At 68.1% G+C, this 22,528-nt stretch carries 19 protein-coding genes and 1 pseudogene; 10 read left to right on the top strand and 10 right to left on the bottom strand.

Annotated elements, in window-relative coordinates; translation table 11 throughout:
- Positions 1-95 precede the first annotated feature (95 nt).
- Positions 96-2,177 (top strand): dipeptide ABC transporter ATP-binding protein, encoded by a 2,082-nt coding sequence (locus OB2597_RS05810; RefSeq protein WP_009804599.1) that lies wholly within the window; start codon positions 96-98, stop codon positions 2,175-2,177.
- 92 nt (positions 2,178-2,269) lie between these two features.
- On the opposite strand, the gene OB2597_RS05805 is transcribed toward OB2597_RS05810, so the two are convergent.
- The gene (locus OB2597_RS05805) at positions 2,270-2,794 is read right to left on the bottom strand and encodes a hypothetical protein (protein WP_009804598.1); all 525 of its coding nucleotides are present in this window, start codon (positions 2,792-2,794) and stop codon (positions 2,270-2,272) included.
- Between the two features lie 148 nt (positions 2,795-2,942).
- Positions 2,943-3,521, bottom strand: coding sequence for a lytic transglycosylase domain-containing protein (locus tag OB2597_RS05800; protein WP_040609154.1), 579 nt, complete (start codon positions 3,519-3,521; stop codon positions 2,943-2,945).
- Positions 3,522-3,788: 267 nt separating this feature from the next.
- Between OB2597_RS05800 and ssb the strand changes: the two genes are divergently transcribed.
- Positions 3,789-4,289, top strand: a complete 501-nt coding sequence (ssb, locus tag OB2597_RS05795; protein WP_009804596.1) for a single-stranded DNA-binding protein — start codon at positions 3,789-3,791, stop codon at positions 4,287-4,289.
- A gap of 175 nt (positions 4,290-4,464) precedes the next feature.
- Entirely contained in the window at positions 4,465-6,282 is a 1,818-nt protein-coding gene (typA, locus tag OB2597_RS05790) for a translational GTPase TypA (protein ID WP_009804595.1), read from the top strand.
- 19 nt (positions 6,283-6,301) lie between these two features.
- Here the strand turns inward: typA and OB2597_RS05785 are convergent, their stop codons facing one another.
- Positions 6,302-7,021, bottom strand: coding sequence for a phosphatase PAP2 family protein (locus OB2597_RS05785; RefSeq protein WP_009804594.1), 720 nt, complete (start codon positions 7,019-7,021; stop codon positions 6,302-6,304).
- Between the two features lie 161 nt (positions 7,022-7,182).
- Between OB2597_RS05785 and OB2597_RS05780 the strand changes: the two genes are divergently transcribed.
- The gene (locus OB2597_RS05780) at positions 7,183-7,764 is read left to right on the top strand and encodes a VOC family protein (RefSeq protein WP_009804593.1); all 582 of its coding nucleotides are present in this window, start codon (positions 7,183-7,185) and stop codon (positions 7,762-7,764) included.
- Between the two features lie 248 nt (positions 7,765-8,012).
- Here OB2597_RS05780 and OB2597_RS05775 read toward each other — a convergent pair whose 3' ends face one another.
- From OB2597_RS05775 to recA, 4 genes are all read right to left on the bottom strand, one after another.
- Positions 8,013-8,300, bottom strand: coding sequence for a DUF1330 domain-containing protein (locus OB2597_RS05775; protein ID WP_009804592.1), 288 nt, complete (start codon positions 8,298-8,300; stop codon positions 8,013-8,015).
- A gap of 3 nt (positions 8,301-8,303) precedes the next feature.
- Positions 8,304-10,982: an alanine--tRNA ligase gene (gene alaS / locus OB2597_RS05770; RefSeq protein ID WP_009804591.1), complete on the bottom strand. Its 2,679-nt coding sequence runs from the start codon at positions 10,980-10,982 to the stop codon at positions 8,304-8,306.
- Between the two features lie 47 nt (positions 10,983-11,029).
- On the bottom strand, positions 11,030-11,674 hold the full coding sequence (locus OB2597_RS05765) for a YqhA family protein (protein WP_009804589.1): 645 nt from the start codon (positions 11,672-11,674) through the stop codon (positions 11,030-11,032).
- A 200-nt stretch (positions 11,675-11,874) separates the two neighbouring features.
- A complete protein-coding gene (recA, locus tag OB2597_RS05760; RefSeq protein ID WP_009804588.1) occupies positions 11,875-12,954 on the bottom strand; it encodes a recombinase RecA in 1,080 nt (359 codons plus the stop codon).
- 169 nt (positions 12,955-13,123) lie between these two features.
- On the opposite strand from recA, the gene OB2597_RS05755 reads away from it, so the two are divergent.
- Complete coding sequence (locus tag OB2597_RS05755; protein ID WP_009804587.1) at positions 13,124-13,714, top strand: hypothetical protein; 591 nt, start codon at positions 13,124-13,126, stop codon at positions 13,712-13,714.
- Here the strand turns inward: OB2597_RS05755 and OB2597_RS05750 are convergent.
- From OB2597_RS05750 to OB2597_RS05740, 3 genes are all read right to left on the bottom strand, one after another.
- Positions 13,711-15,960: an ATP-binding protein gene (locus OB2597_RS05750; protein WP_084658627.1), complete on the bottom strand. Its 2,250-nt coding sequence runs from the start codon at positions 15,958-15,960 to the stop codon at positions 13,711-13,713. The two genes, OB2597_RS05755 and OB2597_RS05750, sit on opposite strands and share 4 nt — an antisense overlap.
- Positions 15,961-16,159: 199 nt before the next feature.
- Positions 16,160-17,338: an RsmB/NOP family class I SAM-dependent RNA methyltransferase gene (locus tag OB2597_RS05745; protein ID WP_009804585.1), complete on the bottom strand. Its 1,179-nt coding sequence runs from the start codon at positions 17,336-17,338 to the stop codon at positions 16,160-16,162.
- A 309-nt stretch (positions 17,339-17,647) separates the two neighbouring features.
- A complete protein-coding gene (locus tag OB2597_RS05740; RefSeq protein ID WP_009804584.1) occupies positions 17,648-18,670 on the bottom strand; it encodes an aldose epimerase family protein in 1,023 nt (340 codons plus the stop codon).
- A gap of 653 nt (positions 18,671-19,323) precedes the next feature.
- On the opposite strand from OB2597_RS05740, the gene OB2597_RS05735 reads away from it, so the two are divergent.
- From OB2597_RS05735 to OB2597_RS05715, 5 genes and pseudogenes are all read left to right on the top strand, one after another.
- Positions 19,324-20,178 (top strand): SDR family oxidoreductase, encoded by an 855-nt coding sequence (locus OB2597_RS05735; RefSeq protein WP_009804583.1) that lies wholly within the window; start codon positions 19,324-19,326, stop codon positions 20,176-20,178.
- Positions 20,179-20,361: 183 nt separating this feature from the next.
- Positions 20,362-20,967 carry a BON domain-containing protein gene (locus OB2597_RS05730; RefSeq protein WP_084658624.1) on the top strand — a complete coding sequence of 202 codons (606 nt, stop codon included), beginning with the start codon at positions 20,362-20,364 and terminating at the stop codon, positions 20,965-20,967.
- 58 nt (positions 20,968-21,025) lie between these two features.
- Positions 21,026-21,559 carry a superoxide dismutase family protein gene (locus OB2597_RS05725; RefSeq protein WP_009804581.1) on the top strand — a complete coding sequence of 178 codons (534 nt, stop codon included), beginning with the start codon at positions 21,026-21,028 and terminating at the stop codon, positions 21,557-21,559.
- Positions 21,560-21,715: 156 nt separating this feature from the next.
- Positions 21,716-22,123 carry a CBS domain-containing protein gene (locus tag OB2597_RS05720; RefSeq protein WP_050759213.1) on the top strand — a complete coding sequence of 136 codons (408 nt, stop codon included), beginning with the start codon at positions 21,716-21,718 and terminating at the stop codon, positions 22,121-22,123.
- Positions 22,120-22,528, top strand: a pseudogene (locus OB2597_RS05715) (DNA gyrase C-terminal beta-propeller domain-containing protein); the annotation flags it as partial. The gene OB2597_RS05720 and the pseudogene OB2597_RS05715, both read left to right, overlap by 4 nt.

Raw genomic sequence — 22,528 nt, 5'->3', positions numbered from 1 at the left:
CCGGGGGAGCTTGAGGGGGCAGCGCCCCCTCATTCCCCGCAGGTCGCGTGCGCCGCAGGCGCGCCGCCGGATCGCGCCCGCCCGGGGAGAACGCCATGACATCCCCCGATCACACCGGCCCCATCCTCGAGATCGACAACCTCTCGATCTCCTTCTTCACGCGCCTGCGCGAGATCCCGGCGGTGATGGACTTCTCGGTCACGGTCCAGCCGGGAGAGGCCGTCGGGCTGGTGGGCGAATCCGGCTGCGGCAAGTCCACCGTCGCGCTCGGCGTGATGCAGGATCTCGGGGTCAACGGCCGGATCACCGGCGGCTCGATCCGCTTCCGCGGCCGCGACCTCGCCACCCTCGGCGACGCCGCGCTGCGCGACATCCGCGGCAACGAGATCGCGATGATCTATCAGGAGTCCATGGCCTCGCTGAACCCGGCGATGAAGATCGGCAAACAACTGATGGAAGTGCCCCGCATCCACGAGGGCGTGTCCGAGAAAGAGGCCTACGACCGCGCCCTGCAGGTGGTGACCGACGTGAAGCTGCCCGATCCGAAACGGATGCTCGACAGTTTCCCGCACCAGTTGTCCGGCGGGCAGCAGCAGCGCATCGTCATCGCCATGGCGCTGATGTCGAAGCCCGCCCTGCTGATCCTGGACGAGCCGACCACCGCGCTCGACGTGACCGTCGAGGCGGCCATCGTCGATCTGGTCAAGGATCTCGGCAAGAAATACGGCACCTCGATGCTCTTCATCTCCCACAACCTCGGCCTGGTGCTGGAGACCTGCGACCGGATCTGCGTGATGTACTCCGGCGAGGCGGTCGAGCGCGGCTCGATCGGGGACGTCTTCGACCGGATGCGCCACCCCTATACCCAGGCGCTCTTCCGCTCGATTCCCCTGCCCGGCGCCGACAAGAACACGCGCCCGCTCAAGGCCATCCCCGGCAACTTCCCCCTGCCTCACGAACGGCCCCCGGGCTGCAATTTCGGGCCGCGCTGCGACTATTTCCAGAAGGGCCGCTGCGATGCCCGAGAGATCCCGATGTTCGATATTAAGGGCTACGACCGGCACACCACCCGCTGCCTGCGCCATGACGAGATCGACTGGGACGCGCCGCTCGCCGCGCATGACCGCAAGGAAAGGTCCGAGGCCGGCGATGTCGTGCTGCGAATGGACGAGTTGAAGAAATACTACGAGGTCTCGGCCAACGCGCTCTTCGGCGGCGGCGCGAGGAAGGTGGTCAGGGCCAACGAGACGCTCAGCTTCGAGGCGCGCGAGGGCGAGACGCTCGCCATCGTGGGCGAATCGGGCTGTGGCAAGTCGACCTTCGCCAAGGTGCTGATGGGGCTGGAGACCGCGACCGAGGGAAAGATCCTGCTCGACAACCGCGAGATCCAGGACACGCCGATCGACAAGCGCGGGGCCGGCACCGTGGCCGACGTGCAGATGGTCTTCCAGAACCCGTTCGACACGCTCAACCCCTCGATGACCGTGGGGCGGCAGATCATCCGGGCGCTCGAGGTCTTCGGCCATGGCGCGACCGACGCCGAGCGGCGGGACAAGATGCTCGACCTGCTCGATCTCGTGAAGCTGCCCCGCGCCTTCGCCGACCGGATGCCGCGGCAGCTCTCTGGCGGTCAGAAGCAGCGCGTCGGCATCGCGCGGGCCTTTGCCGGCGGCGCGCGGATCGTGGTGGCGGACGAGCCGGTCTCGGCCCTCGACGTCTCGGTGCAGGCTGCCGTGACCGACCTGCTGATGGAGATCCAGCGGGAGGAGAAGGCGACACTTCTCTTCATCTCGCACGATCTCGGCATCGTGCGGTATCTCTCGGACCGGGTGCTGGTGATGTATCTGGGCCACGTGGTCGAGATGGGCACCACCGACCAGGTCTTCAGCCCACCCTATCATCCCTATACCGAGGCGCTGCTTTCCGCCGTGCCGATCGCCGATACCGCGGTCGAGAAAAAGCACATCGTGCTCGAGGGCGACGTTCCCTCGGCCATGAACCCGCCGTCGGGCTGCCCGTTCCAGACGCGGTGCCGCTGGAAATCCGAAGTGCCCGGCAACCTCTGCGAGACCGAGGTGCCGCCGATGCGGGTCCGGGAGGGCCACCAGATCAAGTGCCACCTGAGCGAGGAGAAATTCGCCGCGATGGAGCCGGTGATCAAGCACGCGGCCGAATAGGCGTGCAAGGGACCCCCGGTCGGCCCGGGGGTCCCTGTATCTGCTTTTTCCATCTGCGTTCCCCGGCCCCGTCGGGGCCGGCAATCACGGGATCAGTTGCGCACTTCGCCCTCGTCCGGGAGCGTGTCCACGCTCTCGGCAAGCGCGACCGCGCGCTCCGCGAAGGCCGCGACCATCGCATTGTAGAAGGCGTTGTTGTCCGGAGAGAAGGCGGGATAGGAAACCGCCGCCTCTTCCGCCCGCAGAACGACCGGTTCGCTGATCACGGGATCGGCTTCCGTCTCGGCGGTGTCGCGGATGTTGACGATGCCCTCGAGGATGTTGAACTCGCCCTCGTCGGTCAGCACCGGGCTGTCGTTGAGCCGCAGCGCGGTCACCACGATGTCGATGTTGATCGGGCGATAGTCCTCGTCATCGGCCATGTCGGCGCGGGCGCGCACGGCGCTCTCGATGTCCTCGGCTATGTTGGGATAGTAATCCAGCGCGTTGGGGTTCTCCATCGCCTCGAAATAGGTGTCGGCATCCACCTCCTTGACGGCGAAGGGGCCCTCGACGGCGAAGACGGGGGTCGCGGCGAACAGGGCGAGCCCTGCGGCGGTGACGGTTTTCTTGAACATTTCCAGTTCCTTTCACGCCTGCGCGACGGCCATCGGGGACCGGCAGCCCTGGCACAGGCATTCGCTTTGCGTTGTGGAACTTAAACCCCGGCCCGGGTCGAAGGTTCCGGCCCCGGGCGGGGGGCCGGCCGGCCGTGTCCGGAAAGCCTCAGCTGCCCCAGATGATCCGGACGTAGTTGCGGGTTTCCTTGTAGGGCGGCACGCCGTCGTATTTCTGCACGGCCATCGGCCCCGCGTTGTAGGCGGCGAGGGCCAGCCGCCAGGACTTGAACTTGCGGTACTGCTGCGCGAGATACCGCGCCCCGCCTTCGAGGTTCTCGCCCGGGTCGTGCGGGTTGACGCCGAGGAAGCGGGCCGTCGCCGGCATCAGCTGCGCCAGACCGATCGCGCCCTTGTGCGACCGCGCCTTGTCGTTCCAGCCGCTTTCCTGCTGGACGAGGCGCAGGAACAGGTCCTCGGGGATGCCGTGGCGGCGCGCGGCGGCGCGGGCCGTCGCGAGGTGCGGACCGCGATACCGGCCGCGCCATGCCTTCACGGTTTCGTCGCCCCATTTCGAAGGCGTGACCACGCGGGTCGGCTGCAGCCGGACCGAGTTGTTGTATTGCTGGGAGGCCCGGTTATCCAGAACGCTCGTCTGGGTGCCGAAGAGCTGGCTGCGGTTTCGCGACGACAGCACATCCGCCAGCCCGATTTCGGGCATGGCCACGCCTGCGGTCAGGATCGCCATGATGAGCGCACGTCTGGCCTGTCGCAAAAGAACCGTCCCCCGTTGTCCCGCGTCCGTCCTTCGCAGGGCACCATACAGAACCCGGCCCCCGGTTGGCCACAGCAAACTTGGCGGGTTCCGGGGCCCCGGCACCGTCGGCGGAGGGCCGCGCATCGGCCCTGACGGGTGCCATTCCGGGCGGACCGTTCCCATTCTCCGAAAACTTTACCTTTTGGCGACACTCTGGTGTAACCGTCGAAACCTGTAGAATCTGCATAGGGGGCAGCCATGGCCGGATCGGTGAACAAGGTGATTATCGTGGGCAATCTGGGGCGCGACCCCGAGGTCCGGTCGTTCCAGAACGGCGGCAAGGTCTGCAACCTGCGGATCGCCACGTCGGAGAACTGGAAGGATCGCAACACCGGCGAACGTCGGGAGCGGACGGAATGGCACTCGGTCGCCATCTTCTCGGAACCCCTCGCCCGGATCGCCGAGCAGTACCTGCGCAAGGGCTCGAAGGTCTATATCGAGGGCCAGCTGGAAACCCGGAAATGGCAGGACCAGTCCGGGCAGGACCGCTATTCCACCGAAGTGGTGCTGCGCCCCTATCGCAGTGAACTCACCCTGCTCGACGGCCGCGGCGAAGGCGGCGGCGGTGGTGGTGGCGGCAGCTATGGCGGCGGCTCCTCGGGCGGCTACGACGACCGCGACGGCGGCTATGGCGGCAGCTCCTCGGGCGGCGGCGGTGGCGGATCGAACCGCGATCTGGACGACGAAATCCCGTTCTGATCCTCGCAACGGCGGGCCGCGGCCCCGCGTCATCCCATGACCGGCCCGAAACCGCGGGCCGGACGCTGTGGCCCGCCGACGGGCCCGGGCCGGCGGCCGCCTGCCGCCGCGTTTCCCCCTAGCCTTTTCTGCAGATGCATTGTACGCGGGCGCCATTCAATCCGAAGGACGCCCCATGGATCTGCGAAACATCGCCATCATCGCCCACGTCGACCACGGCAAGACAACGCTCGTGGACGAACTGCTCAAGCAATCGGGCGTGTTCCGCGAGAACCAGGCCGTGGCCGAACGGGCGATGGATTCGAACGATCTCGAGCGCGAGCGCGGGATCACCATCCTCGCCAAGGCCACCAGCGTCGAGTGGAAGGGCACGCGGATCAACATCGTCGACACCCCCGGCCACGCGGATTTCGGCGGCGAGGTCGAGCGCATCCTGTCGATGGTGGACGGCGTGGTGCTGCTGGTCGACGCCGCCGAGGGGCCGATGCCGCAGACGAAGTTCGTGACCTCGAAGGCGCTGGCGCTCGGCCTGCGTCCGATCGTGGTGCTGAACAAGGTGGACAAGCCCGACGCCGAACCGGACCGCGCGCTGGACGAGTGCTTCGATCTCTTCGCCTCGCTCGATGCCGACGAGGACCAGCTGGATTTCCCGCATCTCTACGCCTCGGGCCGGTCCGGCTGGGCGGATGCCGAACTTGACGGGCCGCGCAAGAACCTGGACGCGCTCTTCAACCTGGTCGTCAACCACGTGCCCGCGCCTCGGCAGATCAAGCGGCAGGACGAGGATTTCCGGATGCTGGCCACGACGCTCGGCTCGGACCCGTTCGTGGGCCGGATGCTGACCGGGCGGGTCGAGAGCGGCAAGCTGAAGGTCGGGGCGACGGTGCAGGCGATCAGCCGCATCGGGCAGAAGATCGAACAGTTCCGCGTCACCAAGATCCAGGCGTTCCGCGGGCTCTCGCTTCAGGATATCGACGAAGCCCAGGCCGGCGACATCGTCTCGCTCGCCGGGATGGGCAAGGCGACCGTGGCCGACACGATCTGCGCCCTGGCGGTGGACGAGCCGCTGGATGCGCAGCCGATCGACCCGCCGACGATCACCGTCACCTTCGGGATCAACGACAGCCCCCTGGCAGGCCGCGACGGCAAGAAGGTACAGAGCCGCGTGATCCGCGACCGCCTGATGAAGGAGGCCGAATCCAACGTCGCCATCAAGGTCGCAGACACGCCGGGCGGCGAGGCTTTCGAGGTCTCGGGCCGGGGCGAGCTTCAGATGGGCGTGCTGATCGAGAACATGCGCCGCGAGGGGTTCGAACTCTCGATCTCGCGCCCGCAGGTGATCATGCGCGAACTGGACGGTCAGCGGGTCGAGCCGATCGAAGAGGTCACCATCGACGTCGACGACGAATATTCCGGCGCCGTGATCGAGAAGGTGACCGGCGCGCGCAAGGGCGAGTTGGTCGAGATGCGCCAGGCCGGGGCAGGTAAGACGCGGATCATCGCGCATGTCCCCTCGCGCGGGCTGATCGGCTATCACGGCGAATTCCTCACCGATACGCGCGGAACGGGCGTTCTGAACCGCGTATTCCACAGCTGGGCCCCCTTCAAGGGCGCGATCCCGGGCCGCCGTGCCGGCGTTCTGATCTCGATGGAGGCCGGCGAGGCGGTGGCCTATGCGCTGTGGAACCTCGAAGAGCGCGGCCGGATGTTCCTCGGCCCGCAGGCCAAGGTCTATCAGGGGATGATCATCGGCGAGCATTCGCGCGACAATGATCTCGAGGTGAACCCGCTCAAGGGCAAGAAGCTGACGAACGTCCGCGCCTCGGGCTCGGATGACGCGGTCCGGCTGACACCTCATGTCCAGTTTTCGCTGGAAGAGGCCATCGCCTACATCAACGACGACGAGCTTGTCGAGGTGACGCCGAACGCCATCCGGCTGCGCAAGCGGTACCTCGACCCGCATGAACGCAAGCGCATGGCCAAGGCGGGCTGAGGCAGGCAGGGCACGGCGATCAGGCGTCGCACGGCTCTTCCGGCTCGATCCGGCCGCGACGCGCCAGGTGACGGGCGAGCAGCCAGAGGCCGAGCGCCCAGGCGGCGCCGAGCGTCCAGCCCGCCAGCACGTCCGAGGGCCAGTGGACGCCCATGTAGACCCGGCTGGCCCCGATGAGGATGGTGACGAGCGCCGCCACCGCGACATAGAGCGCCCGCACCGCGCTCTGGCGTTCGATGCGGGTCAGCATGACCGCCAGGGTCAGGTAGGTGACCGCCGCCATCATGGAATGCCCCGAGGGAAACGAGGCCGTCGCCGCGTCGACCCCATGGGGCACCAGGTCCGGCCGCGGCCGCGAAAAGGTCGACTTGGCGACGGTGGACACCGCCAGCCCGCCCGAAATCGCCGCGCTCAGCAGAAGCGCCGAGGCGCTCTGACGTTTCAGCAGGAGGACCGAGAGAACCGTCAGCGATATGAGGGCCAGGACCGTCACGCCGCCCAATGCGGTCAGGTCCCGCATCGCGATCTCGACGGCCCCGCCGCCGATCGGATCGGCCGGATCGTCGGGGTTGCGCAGGGCCAGAAGGATGGCCTCGTCGAACGCGTGAAGATCGCCTTCGAGCATTTCGGACGCCAGGGCCACGAAGGCCCAGAGCGCCCCGGCCGTCACGATGATCACCGCCAGCGTGACGGCCTCGACGCGCCGGATGAGACGGGTGGCAAGGGGGTGCCGGATCATGAAACCTCCGCTACTGCATCTGGGGCATAGGTGGCGCCCGCGCCGCCGCCGGCAAGCGTGATTGCCCGCAAACACTCATCGCGCGCGGCCGCACAGAGTACGCGGGTGGCAAAAGCGGGGCGAATGCCTATCCTTGAACGCGGACCAAGGAGGACGACGCCATGCGCAAGCTTCAGACCCAGGGCGTGCATCACATCACGCTGACCGGTGCGGACCGGCAGACCTCGATCGACTTCTGGGAAGGGGTGCTGGGCATGCCCTTCATCTTCGACCAGCCGAACCTAGACGATCCGAACGAGGGACATCTCTATTTCGATCCCGGCGACGGGCGGCTGATCACGGTCTTCACCAACGAGAACCGCGAGCCCGACCCGCGGCGGACGCCGACGGATGCGGGGTGCGTCCATCACCTCGCGTTCAACGTCTCCAAGGCGACGTGGAGCCAGGCGGTCGAAAGGCTGGACGAACGCGGCATCCGGCATTCCGGGCCCAAGGACCGCGGGTTCATGGATTCGATCTACTTCACCGATCCCATGGGCCTGCTGATCGAGCTGGCCTGCTACCGGTTCGAACCGCCGGTCGGCTGCACCCATGCGGACGTGATGATCGAGGCGCACCGCATTCGCGTGGCGCGCGGCGACTACAACATCGCCGAGGTGCACCTGGCCGATGCCATCGAGCTGCTGGTGGAACGGCGCCAGAATACGCTGTCGTCGGACCGCAGCCCGAAAGACCCGTACTGACACCGGGATCTGCCCCGGCCTCCGCGCCGGGGCCTCCTTCGCCTTCTCCGCGCCCCGATGGTCCGCGATGATCCTGCGGGGCCCCGGCGCGGTGGCCGGGGCGCGGGCGCCTTCTCCGCCCCCCCAATGGTCCGCGATGATCCCGCGGGGCCCCGGCGCGGTGGCCGGGGCGCGGGCGCCTTCTCCGCCCCCCAATAGTCCGCGATGATCCCGCGGGGCCCCGGCGCGGTGGCCGGGGCGCGGGCGCGCTACTCCGAGGTTTCGACCACCATCAGCTCGCGCTCGCTCGCGCCGCGGGCATGGTCGAGCGCGGCCTGGTAGTCGGACGAATTGTAGCATTCGACCGCCGCCTCGACGCTCGGAAACCGGGCGACCACGTTGCGCGGGCGCTCCTTGCCTTCGAGTTGCACGAAACGGCCGCCGCGGGCGACGAATTCACCGCCGTGCTTGGCGATGGCCGGTCCGGCAAGTTCCGCATATTTCCCGTATGCCTCGGCATCGGTGACGGTGACATGGGCAATCCAGAGTGCAGGCATGGTTCAATCTCCTCCCAATACGGCCTCGGCGGCCTTGATCGCGGCCTCGGCCTTCGACGCATCCGCGCCGCCGCCCTGGGCCATGTCGGGGCGTCCGCCGCCGCCCTTGCCGCCCAGTTCCGGGACGGCCGCGCGGACGAGGTCGACGGCCGACAGCCGGTCGGTCAGGTCCGGGGTCACGCCGGCCGCCACGGCCGCCTTGCCGCCGGTATCGGCGATCAGCAGGACCGCCCCCGAGCCGATCTGGTCCTTGAACTGGTCGATCAGCGCCGGCAGATCCTTGCCGGAGACGCCCGAGAGGCTCTGAGCGAGGAATTTCACGCCGTTGATCTCGCGCGTCTCGGCACCGCCGCCCTGCCCCGCCCCACCGGACATGGCGAGGTCGCGGCGCAGCTGCGCGACTTCGTTCTGCAGGGCACGGCGTTCGTCCATCATGGCCTTCACGCGGCTCACCACCTCGGGGCCGGTCGCCTTGAGCATCCCTTCGATCTGCGCCAGCGCCGTGTCGCGGCCGCGCAACTCGGCCAGTGCCGCCTCGCCGGTCAGTGCCTCGATCCGGCGCACGCCGGCCGAAGAGGCGGTTTCCGAGGTCAGGGCAAAGGCGCCGATGTCGCCGGTGCGGGCCACATGGGTGCCGCCGCAGAGCTCGATCGAATAGGTGTTGCCCCCGGCGCCCTTCCCGGTCGCCTTTTGGCCCATCGAGACCACCCGCACCTCGTCGCCGTACTTTTCGCCGAAGAGCGCCTGCGCCCCCAGGCCGCGCGCATCGTCAGGCGTCATGATGCGCGTCTCGACCGGCGTGTTCTGCCGGATGAAGGCGTTCACGTCGCGTTCGATCCGGGCCAGCTCCTCGGGTGAGAGCGCGGCGGAATGGCTGAAGTCGAACCGCAGCCGGTCGGGCGCGTTCAGCGAACCCCGCTGCGCCACATGATCGCCGAGCGCTTCGCGCAGGGCTTCGTGCAGCAGGTGCGTCGCGGAGTGGTTGGCGCGGATCGTGGCGCGGCGGCCATGATCGACCTCGAGCGCGACGGCGTCGGAGGCGCGGAAGCTGCCTTGGTCGATGGTGACATTGTGGGCATAGATCCGCCCCGCCCCCATCTTCTGGGTATCGGTGACCGTGGCGATCTCGTCCTCGTTCTCCAGCCGGCGGATCCAGCCCGTATCCCCGACCTGACCGCCGGCCTCGCCGTAGAAGGGGGTCTGGTTGGTGACGATCCAGCCCTGTTCGCCGCTTTTCAGTTCCTCGACCTGCTCACCGTCCCGGATCAGCGCGAGGATCTGGCCCTCGGCGGTTTCGGTGTCGTAGCCCAGGAAATCCGTGGCGCCATGCTGGTCGGCCAGGTCGAACCAGACGCTCAGGTCGGCGCTTTCGCCCGACCCCGCCCAGGCGGCGCGCGCCTTGGCCTTCTGTTCGGCCATGGCGCTGTCGAAGCCTTCGGTATCGACCGTGCGGCCCTTTTCGCGCAGGGCGTCCTGGGTGAGGTCGAGCGGGAAGCCGTAGGTGTCATACAGCTTGAACGCGGCCTCGCCCGGCAGCGCCGCATCCTCGGGCAGGCCGGAAAGCTCGTCGTCCAACAGCTTGAGCCCGCGGTCCAGCGTCTGGCGAAAGCGCGTCTCCTCGAGCTTCAGCGTCTCTTCGATCAGGGCCTGGGCCTGGCGCAGTTCGGGATAGGCCTCGCCCATCTGCCGGACGAGTTCCGGCACCAGCCGGTGCATCAGCGGATCCTGCGCGCCCAGCAGATGCGCGTGGCGCATGGCGCGGCGCATGATCCGGCGCAGGACATAGCCGCGCCCGTCGTTCGACGGCATCACGCCGTCCGCGATCAGGAAGGAGGTCGACCGCAGATGGTCCGCGATCACCCGGTGATGGGTCTTGCCCGGCCCGTCCGGCTCCGAGGAGGTCTGATGCGCCGACGCCTCGATCAGCGCGCGCATCAGGTCGGTGGCATAGTTGTCGTTGGTGCCCTGCAGCAACGCGGCCACCCGTTCGATGCCCATGCCGGTGTCGATGCTCTGCGCGTCCAGTTCGCGGCGGGTGCCATCCTCGAACTGCTCGTACTGCATGAAGACGAGGTTCCAGATCTCGATGAACCGGTCGCCGTCTTCCTCCGGGCTTCCCGGAGGGCCACCCCAGAACTTGTCGCCGTGGTCGAAGAAGATCTCGGTGCAGGGACCGCAGGGGCCGGTCGGGCCCATCTGCCAGAAGTTGTCGGCGGTCGGGATGCGGATGATCCGGTCGTCCGGGAGGCCGGCGACCTTTTTCCAGATATCGGCCGCCTCGTCATCCGTGTGATAGACAGTGACCAGAAGCCTGTCCTTGGGAATGCCGAGTTCCTTCGTCACCAGTTCCCAGGCAAAGGGGATGGCCTCGGACTTGAAATAGTCGCCGAAGCTGAAATTTCCCAGCATTTCAAAGAAGGTATGGTGCCGGGCGGTATAGCCCACATTGTCGAGGTCGTTGTGCTTGCCGCCGGCGCGGACGCATTTCTGGGCGGTGGTGGCGCGAGAATAGTCGCGGGTCTCGACCCCGGTGAAAAGGTTCTTGAACTGCACCATGCCGGAGTTCGCGAACATCAGGGTGGGGTCGTTGCGGGGGACGAGCGGGCTCGACGGGACGATCTCGTGTCCCTGCCTCTTGAAATAGTTCAGAAAGGTCGAACGGATGTCGTTCAGGCTCTGCATGTCGGGCACCTTGGCAGACGGGAAGGACGGGCAAGCGTCCGCCCGATTTAGCCGTGCCGGGCCTTGGTGTCCACAGCCTCTGGCTTATCGTGCCTGTCCTCGGGCTTTTCCCCCTCGGGATCCGGGGTCGCCGCCTGCGGTCCGGGCTCTTCCTCGGCGGCCTCGGGCTTGGGATGAAGCTGGACGAGCCGCAGGGCTAGCGCCAGCAGGACGACGCTGACCGGCAGGACCAGAAGGGTCGCGATCTGGTTGATTTCCAGCGATATTCCGGGGCTGTGAAAGGCCTGGAGCGCCACCCGCAGGAACAGCACGAAGAGCACGACGATGATCACCTCGGCCACCACCTGCTTGAGCTGGCCGATCTGGCGGACCCGGAGCCAATCCGGCAGCGCCAGTTCCTCGCGCGAGCGCTCGGGATGCAGGAAGAGCGTGTAGACCCCGTAGGCGAAATAGAGCAGCACGATGCCGATGAGGAAACGGTCCAGCGCCTCGATCACGCTGATCACGGATTGCGCGCCATAGCTTTCGCCCTCGTCCGGCAGTTCGAGACCGCCGGCGAAGGCCAGATAGATGTTGAAGAGCCCGAGTCCGAACATCAGGACCGACCCGGCGAGCGAACCGATGACCGCCGCGCCCGTCAGGTAGCGCGAGCCGACGACGATGCGCCGTTCCACTGAGTTGAACTTCGACATGTTCCTCCGGCCGTGAGTCCCCGCCCGCCGGGGCGGCGGGGTCCTAGGTCAATTCCTCGCGCCGCCTTCGGTTCCTGCCGGGGTCGGCGGCAGGGCTTGGCTGCCGACCGGCGCTGCGGTCCGGACGGTGGCGCAGAGGGGCGCGAAAACGGCAGAGGCGGCCCGCCTGGGCCGCCCGCCGTGATCCGGGGCCGCTGGTCTCAGGCGTCCAGCACGTCGTCCGCGCTGTCGCCGCCCTCGCCCTCGATGCCGAAGTCCAGGCCATGCGCGGCGCGGATCTTGTCTTCGATGGCATAGGCGATTTCGCCGTTTTCCCTGAGGAAGACCTTGGCGTTCTCGCGGCCCTGTCCGATGCGCTCGTCGCCGTAAGAATACCAGGAGCCGGATTTCTCGACCACCCCGGCTTTGACGCCGAGGTCCAGCAATTCGCCGGTCTTGGAGATGCCCTCGCCGTACATGATGTCGAATTCCACCTGCTTGAAGGGCGGTGCGACCTTGTTCTTGACGACCTTGACGCGTGTCTGGTTACCCACGACCTCGTCGCGTTCCTTGATCGCGCCGATGCGGCGGATGTCGAGGCGGACCGAGGAATAGAACTTGAGCGCATTGCCGCCGGTGGTGGTCTCGGGCGAGCCGAACATGACGCCGATCTTCATGCGAATCTGGTTGATGAAGATCACCATGCAGTTCGAGCGCGCGATGGACCCGGTCAGCTTGCGCATGGCCTGGGACATCAGCCGGGCATGGACGCCGACGGAACTGTCGCCCATGTCGCCCTCGAGCTCGGATTTCGGGGTCAGGGCGGCGACGGAATCTACGATCACCATCGACACGGCGCCGGACCGGACCAGCGTGTCGGTGATTTCCAGCGCCTGTTCGCCGGTATCGGGCTGCGAGATCAGCAGCTCGTCGAGATCGACGCCCAGTTTCCTTGCGTATTGCGGGTCGAGCGCGTGTTCGGCGTCGACGAAGGCGCAGACGCCGCCCTTTTTCTGTTCCTCGGCCACGCAATGCAGGGTGAGCGTCGTCTTGCCCGAGGATTCGGGGCCGTAGATCTCGATGATCCGGCCCTTGGGCAGGCCGCCGATCCCGAGGGCGATGTCGAGCCCGAGCGAGCCGGTCGAGGTCGCCTCGATGTCCCGGAACGGGTTGTCGCCGCCCAGTTTCATGATCGAGCCCTTGCCGAACTGGCGTTCGATCTGGGCCAGCGCACTGTCGAGCGCCTTCTGCTTGTTCGCGTCGCGCTTGCTATCCATGGAGAGAAGATCTGCCGTTGCCATCTGGTTCAGCCCCTTATTTCATACCCGATTTCCGGCAGCAATCACCGCCGTTTGTTCGCCTCTTGTTCCGATATGAGACCAAAAGAAGAACATTTCAATATAAATCTTTCCGACTGACACTCTTCCCGAGTCTGGTTAAGGAGTGGTTGACGCAGCTTCGGAGGTTGATTTGCTGGTATTTGCCAAGGCCCGGCTGGTGTTCCTCTCGGTGCCGAAGACCGGGACGACGGCCTGGGAAAAGGCGCTCGGGCCGGTGGCGGATATCGTGGTGAACGACCCGCCCGAGCTCAAGCACGCGCCGGTTTTCCGCTACAACCGGTTCTTCCGTCCGATGCTGGAAAAATTCGTTTCGGACGAGATGGATGTGATGGCCGTGATCCGCGAACCCGTCTCCTGGCTGGGAAGCTGGTACCGTTACCGGCGACGGCCGTTCATGGCGGGCCGGCCGAACAATACATACGATGTAAGTTTTGACGAGTTCGTTGCCGCCTACTGCCGCGGGGACCGTCCGGGATTCGCCAATGTGGGCAGCCAGGCCAAGTTCGTCGAGCCGGCGGGCAACGGCACCCGCGTGACCCGGTTCTTCCGCTATGACGATCAGGCCGGTCTGCACCGATTCCTGGAAGAGCGGCTGGAGCGCGGGATCACGCTCACCCGCGAGAACGTCTCGCCGGACATGCCGCTCGTCCTGTCGCCGGAGACCGAAGACCGGCTGCGGCGAAAACGCGCGGCGGAGTTCGCGCTTTACGACAGCATCTAACGGGGCAGTCCCTGCACCGTCCGCGTCAGTTCGCTGAGCGAGAAGGGTTTGGGCAGGAAGACCGAGTTGGGGATCTTCGACTGGGCGTCGCCGAAATGCTCCTCGGCATAGCCCGAGACGAAGATCACGCTGGCCTCGGGACGGGTTTCCAGCGCCTCGCGGACCCAGGTGGGGCCGTCCATCCCTGGCATGACGACGTCGGTGACGAAGATGTCGACGGTGAGATCGCCGTCTTCGAGAATCTCGAGCGCCTCCTCGCCGCTCTCGGCCTCGAGAACCGTGTAGCCGCGCAGGCGCAGGGCGCGCGAGGCGAAGGCGCGCACCGGTGCCTCGTCCTCGACCAGCAGGACCACGCCGTCGGCATGGCGGGCCGCCGTCTGCACGCTCTGCTTGAGTTCGTCCATCACCGCGCGGTCGCTCTTGAAGGCGCGGAAGAGAAGCGTGAAGCATGTCCCCTGCCCCGGCGCGCTGTCGGCGAAGATGTAGCCGCCGGTCTGCTTGATGATCCCGTAGGCGGTGGACAGGCCGAGCCCGGTGCCCTCGCCGACGCGCTTGGTGGTGTAGAAGGGTTCGAAGACCTTCGAGAGCTTGTCGGGGGGGATGCCGCAGCCGGTGTCGATCACCTTGACCGAGACATAATCGCCGGGCGGGATGGTCGCCCTGTCGCGGACCTGGGCGGCGTCCAGGGCGACCCCTTCCGTCACGATGCGGATCTCGCCGGTGCCGCTGATGGCGTCGCGGGCGTTGACGACGAGGTTCATCAGCACCTGTTCGAGCTGGCGCTTGTCGGCCCGGATCGCGTTCAGGACGGGGTCGTGGCTGAATGAGAGGGTCACCTTCTCGCCCACGAGGCGGTTGAGGAGGTGCGTCAGATCCGAGATCGTCTCGCGCAGGTCGACCTCTTCGGGGCGTAGCGTCTGCTTGCGCGAAAAGGCCAGCAGCTGATTGACCAGAGCGGCGGCACGGTTGGCGTTCTGGTTGATCTGCATGAGATCGGCATATTCCGGGTCGCCCTGGTCGTGGCGCAGCAGGAGCAGGTCGCAATGGCCCGAGATCGCCGTCAGCAGGTTGTTGAAATCATGCGCCACGCCGCCGGCGAGCTGGCCAATGGCCTGCATTTTCTGGCTCTGCACGAACTGCGCCTCGAGGGTCTTGAGTTCGGTGGCATCGTTCAGCACCGCCAGGAGCGAGGTCTCTTCGCCGTCGGCGAGGGGCTTGAGGGTGATCTGCACGAAGGTCTCGCTGTCCGAACCGGTGACGCGCAGGAATTCGGGGCTGTTGGCCCGGTGACCCGACTTCGCCTCGTCCAGCCAGTCCGAAATCGGACGGCCCAGCCCCTCGGTCAGATCGCGGAGATGGGCGCCGGACCGGCAGCCGGGACCGATGAGGTGCACGGCATTGCGGTTGGCCCGCTGAACCCGGCCTTCGGGGCTGATCCAGAGCAGCGGCACGGGCAGGTTCTCGAAGTGATCCCAATGCGTTCCGCCGCCGTCTGTCTCGGGTCCGGGTGCGAGCGGGATCAGGGCGACGGCCTTGCCCTCGTCTGTCGGCCATTCCGTCAGCAGCACCGGCCGCTCGCCCGAAGGCGTGCGAACGCGGCCGCTCCGCCCCGGAGAGGGCACGGAGCCCAGGAAGAGGTCGGCAAGGGCCGTGGCGCCCCCCGCACCGAACAGCCTGCGCGCCGGGTCGTTCTCCTCGAGGATCGCGCCCCTCGGATCGAGGGTCAGGATGGGCGGCTCCCCGGCCGGGCCCGTCGCGTCTTCGGCCGGGGCGAACTGCCAGAGCAGCCGGTTCTCTCCGAGACGGCGCGACATGAGCGTCCAGGTCTTGCCGGCGGCCGTTACCTCGCGGCTCCGGCTCGGGTGGTGCCTTGCCGCGGGATCCGCCATGTCGGCCATGGCCGCGGCAAGTTCGGCGGGGATGTCCGGCCGCCCCGCCTGCGTGCCGGGACCCGGCGCGAGGATGCTGTCACGCGCGGCGGCATTGGCTTCGACGAGGTCGAGCTCTCGGGTCGTGACCAGCGCCGGCCCGGGCAGGGCGTCGAGTATGCCGTCCATCGCCTCCTCGTCCTTGTCGGCGGCCGCCACGCCGGATCGCCAGACGACCCGGAGCGCGATTCCGCCGGATATGACGAGCAGGGTCGCCGCGGCGGCCACGAAAAACAAGGTCCAGGCCCGCGAAAGGGGATCGCTGGGCGCGAATTGCGCCACCGCCAGCAGCGGGAGGGCCGCCAGCAGGAGAGCCATCGAGACCCGCCGTCGCGCCAGCACGTCCGGCCAGGAGGGACCGGCCTCCGGCCCCGCGGAGGCCGGTCTTCGTCCGTGCGCTTGGTGTGTCGACCCGTGCAATTCGATGCCCCCCGGCTGCAGTTCCCGCGTCCTTTGTGGCGCAGGCCGGGTTAACCAATGGTTAACGCGCCGGTCCGATCGACGGAGATGCCGCCGCTCAGCCGGTCCTGGAGAGACAGGCGAGATAGAAGCCGTCGCCCCCCTCGTCCGGGAGAAACTGCCGTTCCGCGGCGATGCGCCAGCCGGGGTCGGTCGCGCGGAAGGCCGCCACCCTCTCCTGGTTCTCGGCCCGCAGGAGCGAGCAGGTGACATAGGCGAGCGTACCCCCCGGGGCGACGAGGCCGGCGGCCCTCTTCAGGATATCCAGCTGCGTCGCGTTGAGCCGGTCGAGCGTCTCTTGCGACAGCGCCCATTTGCCCGAGGGCGAGCGGCGCCAGGCCCCGCTGCCGGAACACGGCACGTCGCAGAGCACGAGGTCGAAGGGACCGCGGGGGCGGTCGGTGAGAGTGACCGCGATCCCGGCGCGCCGGGCGCGTTCGGGAAGATCCGCCATCCGCCCTGCGTCGGCGTCGTGCGCGGTGAAGGTGCCGTCGATCCGGCCGGCGATGGCCAGCGTCTTGCCCCCGCCCCCGGCGCAGTAGTCCAGCACCGAAAGCCCCTCGCGCAGGGGCAGTGCTGCGGCGACGGCCTGGCTGGCCGCGTCCTGAAGCTCGACCAGCCCCTCGTCATAGGCGCGGCTCATGGCGACGCGCCGGGCGCCGTCGGTCACTTCCAGCGCGGTCTCGGCAAGGGCATGAGGCCGGGTGACGATCTCCTCGGCGGCCAGCGCGGCGCGGGCGGCGGCGCGGTCCGTCTTTCGCAGGTTGACCCGCAGGAAAACCGGCGCGCGGCGGCGCAGGATCGCGGCGATGGTCTCGGTCCGGTCGCCCAGCGACGTCTCGAGCTGCGGCCAGAGCCAGTCGGGCATGTCGCAGGCCACGGGACGCGGTGCCGCGCGCAGGGCCTCTGCCGGGGTCTCGGCAAGGGCCGCGGCTTCGGCGCCGGTCAGAGGGGCGGGACCATAGCCCTGCCCGGTGAAGACATCGCGCGGGTCGCGCCCTTCGGACAGCAGATAGCCCAGCATCAGGCCGCGCCCCGTCTCGCCCCCGCCGAGCAGGGCGAAGCTGCGGCGGCAGCGCAGGGCGTCATAGACGTGATCGCGGATGGCGGCACGGTCCCGGGACCCGGCATAGCGGTTGCGGCGGGCCCAGTCCGTCAGGGCACGTTCCGCCGGGTCGCCGGCCAGGATGACGTCGAGAAGATCGGCGGCGGTGGCGATACGGGCTTCGGGGGTCACGGGGGCACTCCTTCCGGGCGTTCGCATAACGGTCGGGCGTGGAAAGCGAAAGCGGAATGCTTGTGTGTCGGTCCGGATCCGGTCCCGAACGGGGTGGAGCAGCGCTCGGGCATCGGCCCGGGTCGGGTTCGATCGGAAGATCGGTTTCGGTGGGGGGTGCCCGTCCCGGCCCGCTGAGGACCTGCAAGAATAGTTCGCGGTCGAGCGTCGCCATGCAGAACGGCGCGTTTGCGGGGTCTCTCTCGCCGCGCGCGCCGCATGTCTCGTGGTCGATCTTGTAGAACCGCAGGTCGCCGGGACTTGCCGGGATCACCGTGGCGCATGCGGGGACGCCGGCTGGTCGGCGCTGCTCCCGTACCCGAAGGAATAAAGCGTCTCGGATCGGTAGACCGACCCGGGCCTGAGGATGCAATCGGGAAAATTGGCATGGTTGGGGCTGTCAGGCCAGGCCTGCGCCTCGAGCGCGATGGCCGGGTTCGCCCCCAGCGGCGTGCCGTTTCTCGGCAGCCCGCGCAGATGGGCGCCGTCATAGAGTTGCAGGCCCGGTTCGGTCGTCGAAACCTCCATGCAAAGCCCGCTGGCGGGACTGTCCGCCCGGGCCACCCGCCGCAGCGCGCCGCCGCCGGGCGAAAGGCAGAAGTTGTGGTCGTAGCCCGACGTGCCGATCGGCCGCCGGGTGCGGAAGTCGAACGGCGTACCGGCGACCCCGGCGATCTCTCCGGTCGGGATGAGGTCGTCATCGACCGGAAGATAGCGTTCGGCGTCGATCTGCAGGGCGTAGCGGGTGCCGGTGCCGCTGTCGTCGAGAACGAAGTATCCGTGATGGGCGAAGCTGCAGGGCGTCGCGCGGGTCGTTCGCGCCTCGATCACGACCCGCAAGGTGGCGGGCGGTTCGAGGCTGTAGGTGGCCATGACGTCGAGTGCGCCGGGAAAGCCCATGTCCCCGTCCGGAAGATGCAGCGACAGGCGCACGCTGTCGTCGCGCAGCTCTTCCATGCGCCACGGCCTTTCGCCTGCGCCCCTGCCGCCGCCGTGCAGCGTGTGGCGTCCGCGGAAGTTGGGATCGGTCCGGTAGGTGGTGCCGTTCAGGTCGAACCGCGCGCCCCCGATCCTGTTCGCAAAGCGGCCCACGATGGCGCCGGCATATTGCAGGTCGTCGAAATAGGGCTCGAGCCGGTCCGCCCCGAGAACGACGCCGCGGCCGCGGTAGCGCAGGTCCTGGACGGTCGCGCCCCAGGTGATCACGGCCGCCTCGAGTTCTCCGGCCTCGATGTGCCAGCGGCGGATCTCCTCGCCGGTGGCGAGACGGCCGAAGGGTGCGCCGCCGCTCATGCCGGGCTCCGGAGAGGAAGGCCGGTGCAGCCGGAACGCCGCGGCAAAGCCCGGCCCGACATCCCGGCCCCCTGCGCCCGACCTGCGTTAAACGCGGTCGAACGGTCGAGCGACGGCGCCACGCCGGGCGGGCCAGCCACCGGGCACGGGCGGTCCGCCGGTCGGGTCCGCGGGATGCGGCCGCTCCTCCGGCGGGGGTCGGCGTGGTTCGCGGCCCCATGGCAGGTGCGGCCCGGCCCAGTCGCGGCCAAGCCTCCGGGCGCGCGACCGGGCGCCAGCGCAAGGGGTCGGCGCGCCTGCGGCACCTCCGGCCGGGGCTTGGGGGCGGCAAACGCGGCCGAACCGTTCCCGCGGGCCTCATCGGTACTGCCGCGCCCGAAAGTGGCGGTGAACTGTTTCATGCGGCCCCTTCGTCGTGCCTGTGGTCTGCGGTCAATGGGCCGTCGCACCTCGGCGCGGCACCTTCGCCCCTGCCCGTCCGCGCCAATTCCTGCGGCCGAGCCCCGCGAAAACCGGGGCGAGGGTCGCCGCCACGGGCGATCCTGCCACCGGCACCCCCTGTCGGCAAGGTTCCGCGCGCCCGTCCTGCAACGGGCCGGGAACGTCCTCGGGGCGCGACTGTTGAGCCCCTGACGGCAACCAGGAGATCCGCAATGACTTACCCCAAGCCCCCCTTCCCCGAACAACCGCAGCCGCTTCCCGGCCAGACCGACCGCATGGACCCGCGCCCCGATCACGGCGAGGAGAGCTATCGCGGCTCCGGCAAGCTCGAGGGCATGGCGGCGCTCATCACCGGGGCCGACAGCGGCATCGGTCGTGCCGTGGCGCTGGCCTATGCGCGCGAAGGCGCCGACGTGATGATCTCGTATCTCGAGGAACACGATGAAGCGGACGTGACCCGTGCCCTGGTCGAAGAGGCCGGACGGCGCGCCTTTGTCATGCCCGGCGATATCCAGGACGGCGATCACTGCCGCACGCTGGTGCGCGACACGCGCGAGGCCTTCGGACGGATCGACATCCTGGTGAACAACGCGGCGCACCAGATGCATTTCGACAATCTCGAGGACATCACGGACGAGGAGTGGGACATGACCTTCCGCACCAACATCCATTCGATGTTCTACTTGTGCAAGGCGGCCGTGCCGATCATGGAGAAGGGCGGCTCGATCATCAACACCGCCTCGATCAACTCGGACAAGCCGAACCCCGGCCTGCTGGCCTATGCCGCCACCAAGGGGGCCATCCAGAATTTCACCGTGGGTCTGGCGCAGATGCTCGCGCCGCGGGGGATCCGCGCCAATTGCGTGGCGCCCGGGCCGGTCTGGACCCCGCTGATCCCCGCCACCCTGCCGCCGGATTCGGTGGCGCATTTCGGCGAGAACAAGCCGATCGGCCGCCCCGCGCAGCCGGCCGAGCTGGCCACCGCCTACGTGATGCTTGCCGATCCGCTGTCAAGCTACACCACCGGCGCGACGGTGGAGGTCATCGGCGGCATCCCCATGATCTGAAAGGGCATTTACCCGCCCGCCACCCGGCGCGGCGGGTGCCGGCGGCGGCACCGGCAGGGCGGAAAAATCCCCCCTTGCGGCGCCCCGCCGCGCCGGCCCCGCGCTGGAACAAAACCTGCCGCGGTCTGTTCCAGCCCACAGACCCGCCGGCCCCACTGCCGGCGGACGGATTGGAGGATAATCATGGCTCGACCGTTTGAAGACATGACCGAAGAAGAAGCGCGCGAGGAAATGGCCCGGCGCCACCGCGAGAGCGGCCGGTCCCCGTATACGCGGGGCGGACGGCGGTCCTGGATGGACCAGATGGCCTATGGCCAGGCGCCGATGTTCGGCAGCTACGGCTGGCCCTTCATGCCGCCGGCCTACCCCGAGGAGGCCTATGGCGCCTATGCCGGCCCCTTCCCCGCCGGACACCCGCGCGAGCAGATGGCCTTTCGGAACGACCCGGGTTCCCGGGGGCGGGACTTCTTCGACAAGGCCGGCGACGAGGTCGCATCCTGGTTCGGCGACGACGCGGCGGAGGCGCGGCGGGAAGCCGACCACCGTGGCCGGGGTCCCAAGGGCTATATCCGCTCGGACGCGCGGATCGAGGAGGACATCCACGACCGCCTGACCGACGATCCCTATATCGACGCGCGCGAGATCAGCGTCAGCGTCAAGGACCGCGAGATCACTCTGGACGGCACCGTCGACTCGCGCCGCGCCAAGCGGCACGCCGAGGATTGCGCCGACAGCGTCTCGGGCGTGACCCACGTCCAGAACAACCTGCGCGTCCAGCCGGCCGCGTGATCGCCGGCGGGGGCGGCGACGGCGGCCCCCGGTGCAACCAGACATTCAGGAGGACCACATGACCCATTCACGCACTGCCCTGCCCCGCGCTCTCGGCGCGGCCGCCCTGCTCGCGATCGCGGGCGCGGCGACGGCGCAGGACGGCCAGCAAACCGAACAGGAGACGACCTTCATCAATGCGGACGGCGCCGAAATCGGCACGGCCACGCTGACCGGCACCCCGGCGGGGCTGCTGATCGAGCTCGATCTCAGGGATCTGCCGCCGGAAACCTGGCACGGATTCCATATCCACGAGACCGGCGAATGCGATGCAGAAGGCGGATTCGACTCGGCCGGCGGACACTTCACCATTTCGGACACGGAACACGGCTTCTTCCGCGAAGGCGGCTTTCACGCCGGCGACATGCCGAACCAGTATGTCTCGGCCGATGGCACGCTGAAGGCGCAGGTGCTCAACCGCCAGGTGTTTCTCGGCGGTGAGCAGGGCAACGCCTCGGGTCGGGCCCTGATGATCCACGGCGGCGCCGACGACTACGAGAGCCAGCCCTCGGGCGACGCCGGCGACCGCATCGCCTGTGCGGTCATCGAGTAGCACCCGGACCGCCCCCGGCACCGGCCCGACACCGGGCCCAGGCCAGTCTGGGCCTGCCCCGCCAGGCCCGAGGCGGCGGGAACAATGATGGGCAGGGCCAGTTTCCGGGCACAGATGCGGCCGGATGGCCGTGCCACGAACCCAAAGGAGGATGAAATGCAAGTCAGAGAAGTGATGAACCAGCACGCGGTGACACTGACCCCGCAGCAGACACTCGGCGAGGCGGCCGAGGTCATGCGACGCATCGACACCGGCTTTGTCCCCGTGGGCGAGAACGACCGGCTGGTCGGCACGATCACGGACCGGGACATCGTCGTCAACGGGATGGCACGGGGCAAGTCGGCCGATGACGCCGTGCGCGAGGTGATGGGCCAGGAGGTACTCTATTGCTTCGACGACCAGGAGGTCGCCGAGGTGGCCCGCAACATGGGCGAGCGCCAGGTGCGCCGGATGCCCGTGGTGGATCGCGACAAGCGGCTCGTCGGGATTGTCTCCCTGGGCGATCTTTCGACCGATGGGGATCCCTCGGCCGCCGGTGTCGCGCTGGAGCAGATATCCCAGTGACAGTCAATGGGTGCGCCATACGGTTCCGTGCGGATGACGTGCGGGTCTTCAACTCGCGCAGTTCCGTCGGTGTGCGGGGCGTGCGGCTGAACGAGAAGGACGAGGTCGCCTCGATGTTCGTGCTGCCGACGTTCCCGGCTGAATCGGACGAACGCGCCTCGTATCTCAAGATGCGCCGCGCGATGGCGGGCGACGTGGAACAGACCACGGACGAGGAAGAGGGCAACGCCGACATGCCCCTGCCGCAAGACCGCTATGCCGAGATGTCGGCGGCCGAGACGCTGATCCTGACGATAACGGCGGGCGGCGCGGGCCATATCAGCTCCTCGCACGACTATCCCCTGCGCGGGCGCGGCGGCATGGGCGTGACCGCCTGGGAAAAGACCATGCGCACCGGCGAGATCA

This window comes from Pseudooceanicola batsensis HTCC2597, assembly GCF_000152725.1.
GTDB classification, from domain to species: domain Bacteria; phylum Pseudomonadota; class Alphaproteobacteria; order Rhodobacterales; family Rhodobacteraceae; genus Pseudooceanicola; species Pseudooceanicola batsensis.
This window is presented reverse-complemented; position numbering and strand designations above follow the sequence as displayed.